Raw genomic sequence first — 12,163 nt, 5'->3', positions numbered from 1 at the left:
GCCGGCATTGTCGACGACATAGGTGTCGTCGCCCGTGCCGCCGATCATCGTATCGGTGCCCGCTCCTCCGACAATCGTATCATTGCCGGCGAAGCCGAGGATCACATCGTTGCCAGCCGCGCCATCGATCGTATCGTCGCCGGTCCCGCCCGTCAGAATATCGTTGCCGGGGGTGCCGACAACGTCGATGCCACTCCCCGTCGTCGATGACAGATAGGACTGATTGACCGCGAGAGCCACCGCGAAGTCAGCCTTGGTGGTGCCGGATCCGAGTGCTGACGTCCAGAACGACGCCTCCGACGCGGTCGGCGCCCTGCCGAGAGCATTTAGGAAGAGCTGATTGACGAGATCTGCCGTTGACAGACCGCCATAGAGCGTCGTGAAAGCCGAGGAGGCGAGAATGTCATTGGCGACCTGGAACTGGGTTTCCGTACCGCCTGTGATGGCTGTTGCCTTCGACGCTGCTTCACTTGCTGACGGATCGCGGCCGAGCAGGACGCGATAGAGACGATCGACGGTTTCGGTCGCCGCGGCCTTGTCGGTCGAATGCAGATACTTGCCCGAGGTGACGTTGGTCGTGATGTGGTCATTGCCGACGACCTGATGTTCCGCACTCTCCGAAATGGCAAGAACTAGTCCGGCCCGCGTAAGGCTGCCGGAATTCAGTTTGCCGAGCCATGTCTCAATCTCGCTGACGGAGGCATTGCGTCCATAGGCATTCTGATAGAGCACTTCAACAAAGCCGACATTCGACAAGGTCCCGTAGTTCGACGTGAAGGCTGCGCTTGCGATGAGGTCGGTCGCAAGTTGCGTCGCGTTAAGGGCGCCTTGGGTAAGGTAGGTCCCGAGCTGCTCGCGCTCGGAGTTCTGCATGTCGCGGTCGAAGACGACATCGTAGATCCGCTGCATTTGGGCGACGTCGAGGTTTTCCTCGGTCAATTCGATCTGCGCCGATCCGCTGAGACCACGCACATTCGACCAACTGATGGTATCGATGCCATCAGGATCGATCCCGTGCCGGACATAGGCGGTGACCGAGCCGGTTGTCGAAACCGCTTCCCAGCTATAGGAGCCGTTCGCCTCGGCGGCGACCGATATGAATTCGTCGCCGAGATCGGTCGGCGCGCTCGTTGGATCGGATGGCGTGTCCGGCGACAGGATCGTCACATCGGTGCTGCGCCCGTCGTCATCCACGTTGATGACGAAACCATCGGCTGAACTGTCCGCCGCACCCGTGCGCCAGGACTTGCCTGTCGGATAGTCGAGGGACTGATAGGTGTTTCCTGCCGCATCGGTGTTGGACAGCTGGCTTTCGTCGATGACGCCGTCGCCATCGTGATCGAAGTTGGTGACAATCTCGAGGCCGTCGGCGCTTGTGATGCGGACAAAGCCGCTTCGCTTGGTCCCGTCGCTGTAATAGGTTGTATTGGTCTCGACCAGCTCCCCGTTGGCATCGACGGTCGTGGTGTCGATCTGTGATTCCGAGACGCGCCCGGCTGCGTCGAGCTGAGAGAGTTGTGTCTTGCTCAGCCCATCGGCGCTCGTGATGCTGGTCACCTTGTCGAGCACGGCAATACCGTCAGGGGCGAGATCGGTAATGGTCTCGGTACGGCTGCCGTCCGGGTTGAGAACGGTAATATCCGTTCGCCGGCGATCGGTCACGCCGTCCCCATCCGAGTCGAAACTGTAATCGGTCTCCAGACCGTTTGCGCTGACTGACGTCGTCGAGCGATCCTTGAGAGTGCCGTCGGCATTGAAATTGGAGATCGTCGTCGTCTTGACCCCATTGCCCGTCGTCACGATCGTTTCGCTGTGATCGGCAACGCCGTCGCCATCGCTGTCGCGGCTCTCCGTATGCGACAGGCCGTCTGCGCTGTCTGCGGTCGTCTCCGAACGCAGCAGATGGCCGGTGACCGCATTCGAGAGTTGGACGGTCTCCGTTTTGCTGCCGTCGACATTGCGGATCGAGGTCTCGGTCTTTGCCGTTTTCGTTAGAAGGGTGGTCACGGTGTTCGTAATCAAGCCATCTGCCGAAACCGTCTGTACTTGCTGGTCGACCAATCCGGTGACAGCCGAGCCTGATATCGCGATGCCGGCGCTGGTTGTCGTCGTGGTGCTACCGTCGTTATTGTGGACGGTGAGCGCAGCTGTGGCCCAGGTGTGATTGCCGCTCCATTGCTGGGTGACGAGATCGCCGTTCGCGGAGGTGGTCTTGATGACCTGATCGATCACCTGGCCCGTCGTGTTGGTGTCCCGCAGCGTTTCCGTGCGCGAGCCATCCGCGTTCAGGACCATCCCGTCGAAGATTGTTTCGTTGTAGGAATCGGTGTTGTCGGCATTGGTGAAATCGTTCTTGACGGTCTTCGTCAATCCATCGGCGCTGATCGTGGTCGTCTTGATTTCATTGAAGGCGACCGGGTTATTGATGCCGTAGGTTTCGACGATCGTTACCTTGGAGCCGTCCGCGTTGACCGAACTGACCGTCGTCTGGGCATTGGTCGGCGGAATGCCGTTCGACAGGTCGCTGGTGCTGCTTCTCCCATCAGCGCTCGATGTCGTTAGAGTGTGGACGTATTTGAGGCGATTGACGCCGGCAACCCCGTCCTCAACATCGAGAATACTGCCGTCCGCATTGCGCGTACGGACCTCCTGAACGGTCTTGTCCACGGAAGAATCGCTGCCAATATAGGTGTCGGTCGTCAGCGTCTGGCCATCGGCACTGATCGTCTTGACCGTCTTTCCTGTCTGCACGCTCCCGTCGCCGTTCGTCTGGGTAGCAGTGACGGTTGTGGATCCGTCGGCATTCGTCGCGCTCGAGGTTACCGACCGGCTGTCGAAATCGCCGTCGCCATCGGCGTCCGTTGCCACGGTCTTGATCAGGCCGTCGGCCGACGTCGTCGTGACCACGCGCTTTTCGAGAACGGTCCCATCAGGACTGAAGGTCGAGACGCCGTCGACAGTGCTCCCGTCGGCAGAAACCGTGACGGACTCGACGGTGTCGAAGCCTCCATCACCGTTCGCATCGGTCTTGATCGTCTTGGTCTTGCCGTCCGCCTGCTCTGTGGTAACGAACCGGCTTCTGAGTGTCGCACCATTGGCAATGGTGATGGACTCGGTCGTCGATCCATCGGAATTGAGCGTCGTTAGGTCGGTGGTCGTCGTATCGACCTGGCCGTCGCCGTCGGCATCGACAGCCGTGATTTTGTCATAGCCGCTATGGCTTGTCGTGATCGTTGTCCGGTCGATGAGGGTGGTGCCGTTCCCGGCATAGTCGGAGAATGTCTCGGCTTGCGATCCGTCGGCGGAAAAAGCCGTCACGTCGCTTGCAACGCGATCGAAGGTCCCGTCACCGTCGAGGTCCACCTGGACAGTGATCTGCCGGCCGTTGGCGCCTGTTGTCGTCACACGGCTATCGACGAGATTGGCAGCCGCCGAGCCCGTCCCGGCGTAATCCGAAACGGTCTCCACATGGCTTCCATCCGCGTTGAGCACTGTGACATCGCTCTTGTGCTGGTCGGCATCGCCGTCGCCGTCGCTGTCGGTCGTGACAAGCGAGGTCAGGCGATCGGCACTCGTCGCCGTCACCGAAGACTGAAGCAGATGCTTTCCGTCAGCGCTGTAGGTCGAGGAAGTGGTCGTTTCACTGCCGTCAGAGGCGGTGACCTGGGCGCTGACCTGTTCCGGATTGGAAAACTGGTCGAGATAGATACTGGTCGTAATATTCAGATGATCCGCACTTGTTACCGTCACGGTCTTGCTGACCGGCGCCGAGGACGATCCCGCGGTGTCGATGACGGTACGAGTTTGCGATCCGTCGGCGTTCAGGACCGTCGTATCCTGTTCCGAGGTATCCTTTGCGCTGGAGGATCCGAGGTATCGATCGACCGTCGTGTTTTTTCCATCAGCACCGACCGTTGTTACGGCCTTGCCGGTCTGGATGCTGTGCGCGCCGTTCCAGTTGATCAGCGTTGTGATCGAAGAGCCGTCGGCATTGATGACGATTGCCGTATCGGCCTGCCTGTCGAAATCGCCATCGCCGTTCTCATCGGTGCGCACATTCTTCGACAGCCCGTCGGCCGACGTCACCGTGACCGCCCGGTCCGACAGGATCGTCCCCGCCGGATTGAAGTCCGAAAGCGTATCCGTGATTGTTCCGTTGCCGGCGACCGTGATCGTCTCGACGGAATCGTAGCCACCATCGCCATTCGTGTCGGTTTCGATCGTCCTGGTCCGCCCATCGGCGCTCCAGGCGGTGATCGTGCGATCGCGTAGCGATACATCAGCGTTGGTATCCGTAACGGTTTCAACCCGGCCGCCATCGGCCGCAATCACCGTGCTGTCCTGGCTTTTCTCTTCGAAAGTGCCGTCGCCGTCGGCATCGGTACTCGTGGAGCGCACCAGGGAATCGGCGCTCAACTCCGTCACCGTCTCGCTGAGCAGCGAGCCATCGGCGCCGCGCCTGGTCTGTGTTGCCGTCGATGTGCCGTTGGCATTGACCACGATCACATTTGAGGCACGCTGATCGGCATGTCCGTCGCCATCAAGATCGGAGGTGACGGTCTTGCTTCGGCCATCGCCGCTCGTCGCCGTTATCGTCTCGTCCACGCGGCTGTTGCTGGCAGAACTCGTACCCGCGTAGTCGCTGACATCCTCGGTCCGCGTGCCGTCGCCCGCGACGGAAATCATGTCGGTCGTGGTCCCGTCAACGATACCGCGCCCGGTCGAATCCGAGCTCTTGGTCTTCGAAAGACCATCGGCGCTGGTGATAGTCGTCGTGCGATCCTTATTGGAACCGTCGGCGTTGAGGTTAGTGACCGTCACGGTGAGCGCACCGTTGGTGGCGGTCGAATCCGTCTCCTGCTGTGTCGTGTGTCCGCCGCCAGTCTGGTCTCTCGATATCGTAACAAGCTTTCCATCAGCGCTGGTGACCGTCGTCGTGCTGTCGGTCAGGATCGTCCCGCCATTGCCGAAATCGGAAAGCGTTTCGGAGCGGCTGCCATCGCTTCCAATCACCGTCACGTCAGTCTGCCGCTGATCGATGACGCCGTCGCCGTCGGTGTCGATCGTCAATGTGCGGCTCAACCCGTCCGCCGAAGTCACCAGGATGCGCTCCGACTGCAGTGCGCCATCGGTGCCGCTGGCCTTGGTATCGATCGTGGTCGATCCATCGGCAAGATGAGTGGTCGAAGTCGAGGTCACGACGCCGGTCTTGCCAAAGGCGAGCGACACATCCGCAGCCGTTCCGGTCGAGCCGTTCGCCCGCGAGAATGCCGCCGTACCGCTGATTTTGGATCCATCGGGCTGCTCCGTCGCCTGATTGTTCGAAATCAGGTCGATCGACGTGATGCCGAGATCAGCAAGGCTTTTGAGTTGCTTCGTTCCATCTGCCTGCGTCACGACAACCTTGAAATCGGCAAAACGGCTGTCGCCGGCGTCGAGCTTTCCGTTGTGGTTGGTATCGAAGACATCACGCAGCGCCTGCATGTCCGTCGTGGCGGTCGTGTCCCAGGCGGTAAAATCGATCTCACTTTTCTGATCGATCTTGCCGTCGCCGTTCGCGTCGATCGCAAGCACGCCGTCGCCGGCCGCCGCCCAGGCGGTCAGGTGCTGCTTGCCGTCGCCGGCCATGTCGAAATAAGTGATAGACGACGTCTGCTGCGTCAGCTTGATCCCATTGCCGTCGAGATCGAGAACGATCGGTTCGTCGTCATCGCTGTCATCGTCGTCGTCGTCATTGTTGTCGCCACTAGAATCGTCGTCAAGATTACCATCGACATCCGGGAAGAAACCACCTGGGTCGTAGTAGCTCGGTCCGGTGTCAATACTTACGTTATGCTGCCCGCCGGAGTTGCTGTAGCTCACGCCACCAAGCGAACCTTCATCCGGATCGGCCGGTTCGCTGCTACTGTCGTCACCCTTGTCGTAGCTGAAGTCATACTCGTGCGATCCTTGTCCACTCGAAAAGGGATCGAATCGCGACGACGACGGACTATTGTCATCCGACCCGCTACTGTCGGTCCAGTCGTCCTGATAGAAGTAGTCCCAGGATTGTGGAGCGTTGGCTGCCTCATGAATACTCGTGAAACCGAAATTCGCCGGGTCGGTGAAATAGCTCCCTGTGGGATCAATAGGACTGCTATCCGGGGCGGGAACTCCTCCGAGAAAACTATCCTCGGGTTCAAAATTCGAAAGTGGCGCCAGACTCGTCGGAAGCAAAGAAGTCTGAGTGAGACGCGTCTCAGAAGGAGTATCGAAGCCAGAATTTAATCCAGTGTACCCGGAGAGTACCTCATATCCATCCGCAGTGAATTGGGTGTATGGGTTCGGATCGAAAATCGACGGCAGTTCAGCGCGAAGCGACCAGTTGCTCGCCGTCGGATTTGGTGTGGGCTGATTATTGAAGTATGAGTGGAATATGTTCCCCAGCGTAAAGTCGGTGAATGCTATGGTAGCGAAAGAACCATAAACGTATTGGCTAGCGAGAGCGGGATTTCGTGACGCTAAATATGTTGTGCCTGCCACTATACCGGCATTTGCAAAGTTGGTAGTGGCGAACTGTAATCCGGTTATCTCCGCACTTTTTGTAGTTGAGTAACCGTCTGCACGATATTGATAGAAATCAATAAATGCTCCTAAGACACTGAGAGTGGCGCCGGCCGCCACACCAAATCCCGGTATGTTGTGTGGATCGTCCTTCATTACCTCACGAAGATTGTCAAGCGCCCAACTGGAAAAGGCGATCGAGTTACCCGCTGCACCCCAATAATCGCGTTCACCGTTATTGCTCATCGGAATCTCCAGGCTCAGTATTTTTGTTGGATTGCCTAGTTATAGAAAAAAGTGGGTTAATCACCTTTATGTAACTATAAGCCGCATATACGGATAGTAAAATTAGTATTACTGGCTCATTACCATTGGTAATTACAGCAATACCTACTATTAAAGCGGGAAATACTGCAAGAATAATCCAAGACCAGTACATGGATATAAAAGTTTTTATCCTCGTCCTATTCCTAGGAGAATCTGGATCTGGTGCCATTACTATTAATCCTTGCTTCCGTCTGATTTTGAGAACTAGATAGTTGAAACCCGTCTAGATTACCCCGGTGATGCATCAATAGCTTTCTCCCTCATCGCTCCTTCATTGCGTCGCTTGCCACCTCGACGAGTGGTGAAAACACGTAGGCCAGTATCCGCCTCGAACCGGTTCTGACCTCGGCCGTTGCCGACATTCCCGGCGAAAGCGAAACATCTGCGCCATCCGCCTGCACCGCATTTCGTTCAAGCTTTAGCGTGACAGCAAAGACGAGGTTCTGCGTCCGCTCGGCACCCGCAAACAGCGAAGTTTGCGGTGCGGCAGCAGTGTCTTCCTCACGGCGCTCAGCATCCGGCTCCGGGATAGCATCGGTCGCTATCTTGACGATCGTCGCAGGAACCGTGCCGTACTGGGTGAACGGGAACGCATCCAGTTTCACCACCGCCGGCTGGCCGACATGGATGAAGCCGATATCGCGGTTGGGAACGTAGACCTCGAGCTCTAGCGTGGCTCCTGCCGGAACGACCCTCAGGACCTCCTCCCCGGCCGTCACCACCTGGCCTTCGGTCGAAATCACGGAAGCCTGGACGACGCCGTCGATCGGGCTGCGCACCGTCATCTGCGCCAGTTCGGCGCGGCTCTTCGCAAGGCGCTGTTCAAGGTCTTCCGCCTGCCGTTCAGCATCGCCAAGCTTTTCGGTCTGATCGCTGATGAATGCGCTGCGGGTCTTCTCTATTTCGGCGCCGAGGACGTCGATCCCCGCCACTGCGTCGGCGAATTCGCCCTTCAGGATCGCGAGCTGTGTCCGCTGCGTCTTCAACGTTTCGGTCGCGTCTATGACGCCGGCCATCGGCCCTGCATTCTCGCCGACGAGCGTGTTGCGCATTGCGACCCGCTGCTGGAGCGTGTCAACCAGCGACGCCTGCTCGTCGAGCGTATCCCGGAGGTGATCGCGCTCCCCTTCCTTCTGTCGCATCTGTGACCGCAGGGACATCAACGACGCGTCGAGTTGGCCCAATTCGCTCGAAAGGATGGCATCTTCTCGCCGCCGAAGCTTTTCCGGGACATCGGCCGCCCAGTCAATCCGGCCGCGGTGACTGACCTCCGTCGTACTTGTAGCGGCCAGAGCAGCGCGCCGGCGCGTGGCTTCCGCCCGAACCGACGAAAGCGCCGAATCCGCATCCTTTTCGTCAGCCACGGCTTCGGCGGAATCCAGCTGGAACAGCACATCGCCGCGATGCACTTCCGTACCGTTGGCTGGCGGGAGACCAACCACCTTGCCGCCGTAGAGCGGCTGGACGATCTTGACCCGGCCGACCGGTTGAATCTTGCCTTGTGCAGTCGCGATAATGTCGATCCTGCCGAGATAAGCCCATGCAAGTGCGACCGCCGCGAGCAGACAGATGATCAAGATGAGCGCCGTTCCGGCTGGCGACGCCGGCGTTTCAAGCACCTCGAGTGCAGGCGCCAGGAACTGATTGTCTGATCTCGACCGCGACGGTGGAGGCGAAGCGAAAGTGCGCACGGCCACGGTCATGCAGGAACCCTCGCATCATGTTGCAGCGCCCAAAGCCGCGCGAAAAGGCCGTCCTTCTTTTGTAGAAGCTCGTCGTGCGTTCCCATCTCGACAACTCGGCCGTCCGCCATGCCGACAATCCTGTGGCAGTTCCTGACGGCGGCGAGGCGATGGGCGATGATGATGACGGTCCGGCCCTGGACGATGTGGCGCATATTTTCCTGGACGACGCGCTCGCTTTCGTAATCGAGCGCACTCGTCGCCTCATCGAAGATGAGAAGCGGCGGGTTGGTCGCAAGCGCCCTGGCGATCGCCATGCGCTGGCGCTGCCCACCCGACAGGTTCGCCCCCCGTTCCTCGATGACGGTGTCGTAGCCCTGCGGCAGCTTCGATATGAATTCGTCCGCGCCGGAAAGACGGGCCACCGACAGGACCTGGGCGCGCGGCAATGCGGGATTGGCGAGCGCGATATTCTCGTGGATCGTGCGATTGAAGAGCAGGTTTTCCTGCAGAACAACGCCGATATGCCCGCGCAGCCACGCCGGGTCCATCTGCGAGATATCCATCCCATCGAGCAGAACCTGGCCTTCACTGGCCAGGTATAGCCTCTGAATGAGCTTTGTCAGCGTCGATTTGCCAGAGCCCGAAGCACCGACGATGCCGACAACCTCGCCAGGGCGGATCTGCAGATTGATCCCCTTCAGAATATCCTGGCCACCAGCGCGGTACCGGAAGCTGACATTCCTGAACTCGATCAGCCCCCTTGGAGCGGGAAGCGCCAGCCGTGTCGCCGGCGTCCGCTCCATCGGCGTATTCAAGATATCGCCGAGGCGGTCGATCGAAATCTGAACCTGCTGAAAATCCTGCCAGAGCTGCGACAGCCGCAGCACAGGCGCCGTCGCCTGGCCGGCGATCATATTGAAGGCAACGAGCGAACCCACTGAGAGCTCACCGTTGATGACGGCGCGCGCACCGAACAGCAACAGCAGCGCAGTCGTAAGCTTGCTGATGTATTGGATGACATTCTGCCCGCCGGCGCCGAGAAGCGTCGTGTGGAACGCGGTTTTCACATAGGCCGCGAGCTTTTCTTCCCACTGCGCCTGCATGACCGGTTCCACCGCCGCCGACTTGACGGTCTGAATTCCTATGATCGCCTCGACGAGCAACTGCTGGCTGACGGCGCCCCGATTGAACTTCTCCTTGACCATGTCGCGAAGCGGCGGGCGAACGAGTAGTCCGACCAAGACGTAGAGCGGGATCGATCCGAGGACGATCAGCGTCAGGCTCCACGAGTAGAACCAGAGAATGCAGAGGAAGACGACGGCGAATACCAGGTCGATCGCGGCAAATAGCCCCTGGCCCGTCAAAAAGTTTCGGATCGTTTCCAATTCCCGGACACGGGCGACCGTCTGACCTGCCGAGCGCGTTTCGAAATAGTCGAGCGGCAAGCGAAGCAGATGACGGAAAAGCCGTTGTCCAAGCTCGACGTCGATACGGTTCGTCGTGTGCGACAACGCATAGGTTCGCAGATACTGCAAGACGACATCGAAGAGGCCGATGATGGCAATGCCGGCGACCAGAACGAACAAGGTGGAATAGCCCTTGTGCGTAAGAACTTTGTCGACGACCACCTGAAAGAAGAGCGGCGTGACCAGGGCAAAAATCTGAACAAAGAGCGAGGCGATGAGGACATGCGCCAGCGGCTTGCGATAGCGCCAGATGGAGGGCAGAAACCATTTCAGCCCGAAGGTCCTCGGATCTGTTCCTGTTCCACCCAATTTCCGGGCAACGAGAAGCGCGCGGCCACCCGTCTCGACCAGCAGTTCGGCTGCAGATAACTCGCGATCGGCGCGTGTGACGGGATCAATCACCCTGTACCGGCCGGCCGGGGTCGGCCCGCCGAGAATGGCGAATGTACCTTCCGGCATATGCACGATCGCCGGAACAGGCAGGCTTCTGAGGCGCGCTTCGGTCAATCCGCAGACGGCCCTTGCCTTCAACCCAACTGCTGTCGCCGCCCGCAGAAGATCCAGTTCAGACGCAACTCCGCTCGCAATTGCAAGCTCATGATGAAGCCGGTTGGGATCGGCAGCAATACGGTAAAAGGCTGCGATTCCGCACAGAGCACGCAGCCCGGAATCCACAGGTTGCGCCGCCACATTTGCGGTGCCAGGGTCGAGGCTGCCCATACGAAAGACCAATCCTATTGGATATATAAATATTGCAATCGAACCCGTGTCGTACGACACGGGATAAAATCTGTTGCTTATGCTGGCCCAGGAGAGTTGGCCTCGCGACGCTCACGGTTGATGACGCGAAACCAATGCGAAGCGAAGCTAAACGCCAAGTGCGCCCTAGCTCGTACAAAATATGTTAGTGTTATTGGTTTTGAGGGGGAGTCATTTACTTCTGGGGCTCGCTTCTTCTTATAAAGGGACAGTTACCTTCGGCTTGAACGAAGGCTCCTTAGACAACCAGCTTTAACTAATCCCACTGCGACCCTACGCGCAGTGGAATTGGATTCCGAGCCCCCGCTCGCCAATGCCGGTTGGTCATTTCATAGTTCAAGATGGATCGGCAATTCTTTGTAAGAAGGACTACCTCTGATTTTGTTTTGCGTGTCTCACGTTACGCAGAGAGAATTGTCGGTCAAATCACGGCTCTGTGATATCGCGTGCATTTTAGACGTAAGGCCATTTTGTCGCATGAGGACATGCGATCTTGTGCAAGATTGATCCTTCTCCATAGTTATCGAACATGTTCAGCTGATCGAAAGCCGACTAATGGAAAGAACGTTGATAAGCACCACGGTCACGAACCCTACGCCGATCTCCTCGTTTCAAATGGAGAATAAACATGCGTGTGGCCAACATCGGTATGGGCGTTATACTGCTCGTGACCATTCATTGCGCTTCAGCTCTTGCAGCAAACGCCGACTACGCCACGGCAACGGGTCCTCTCGCCAATCATGACGATTCAGTCATCAACGCGTTTCAGATCATGTGCACCCTCGAGCCGGAAAACTTTGAACATATCAGCGCGACCGCGCAGGCGATGTTCATGCGTAAGTCGATTGATAAGACGGAAAAACAGTCTGGAGACATCACGCGTCATCTCCAAGTCTTCGAAGGGGCTCTCTCGACTGGCCCCTTCAGCTTACTTCTTGAGAAGATCAGCGGGCCCACTATCGACGCCACCAACCGCGGAATAGCATCAAATGCGCTGGATAAACGCGCCTATTTTGATGACCTGGTCAGAACACTTCACCTGAGCCAGAACGGCTCCGGACGAATAGGCCTCAATGGCAACGAGGTGACGACATGGGCGGATGTTTACGGCCCTCATACATTTCTTGATATGACCGATTTAAGGGGGAGCGATGGCGTTCTGGTCCAGCTGCTGCATGCGCCCCCAAAAACTAAAAAGTCTGATCGCTAGGGGCGAACCGCAATCAAATTTGCGGCGCGGGCATACACCGCCCGGCTCGAAAATTCATCTGGCTGTTTCCCCACTGGTGAGATGAAAGACGTCCGCCGATGGAGTTCACACGCTGAGCACAGGCGCTCGGCGCGAACGAGGCGGTGAAGAGCTCGAAAACCGTAGGTGGGTCG

General features: G+C 58.3%; 4 protein-coding genes. 1 reads left to right on the top strand and 3 read right to left on the bottom strand.

Features of this window, described 5'->3' with window-relative positions; all coding sequences use genetic code 11:
- The 3 genes from AC13QO_RS29290 to AC13QO_RS29280 all read right to left on the bottom strand — a co-directional run.
- The coding region (locus AC13QO_RS29290; RefSeq protein WP_488542681.1) for a DUF4214 domain-containing protein at positions 1-6,216 on the bottom strand (6,216 nt) is incomplete at its 3' end.
- Between the two features lie 914 nt (positions 6,217-7,130).
- Positions 7,131-8,573, bottom strand: a complete 1,443-nt coding sequence (locus AC13QO_RS29285; RefSeq protein ID WP_488542680.1) for an HlyD family type I secretion periplasmic adaptor subunit — start codon at positions 8,571-8,573, stop codon at positions 7,131-7,133.
- Positions 8,570-10,741, bottom strand: coding sequence for a peptidase domain-containing ABC transporter (locus AC13QO_RS29280; protein WP_488542679.1), 2,172 nt, complete (start codon positions 10,739-10,741; stop codon positions 8,570-8,572). Before AC13QO_RS29280 ends, AC13QO_RS29285 begins: the two co-directional genes overlap by 4 nt.
- Positions 10,742-11,408: 667 nt before the next feature.
- On the opposite strand from AC13QO_RS29280, the gene AC13QO_RS29275 reads away from it, so the two are divergent.
- On the top strand, positions 11,409-11,990 hold the full coding sequence (locus AC13QO_RS29275; protein ID WP_488542678.1) for a hypothetical protein: 582 nt from the start codon (positions 11,409-11,411) through the stop codon (positions 11,988-11,990).
- Positions 11,991-12,163 lie beyond the last annotated feature (173 nt).

This window comes from Rhizobium sp. CNPSo 3670, from assembly GCF_057784555.1.
The sequence above is the reverse complement of the archived record's forward strand: the minus strand, read 5'-3'. Positions and strand labels throughout refer to the sequence as shown.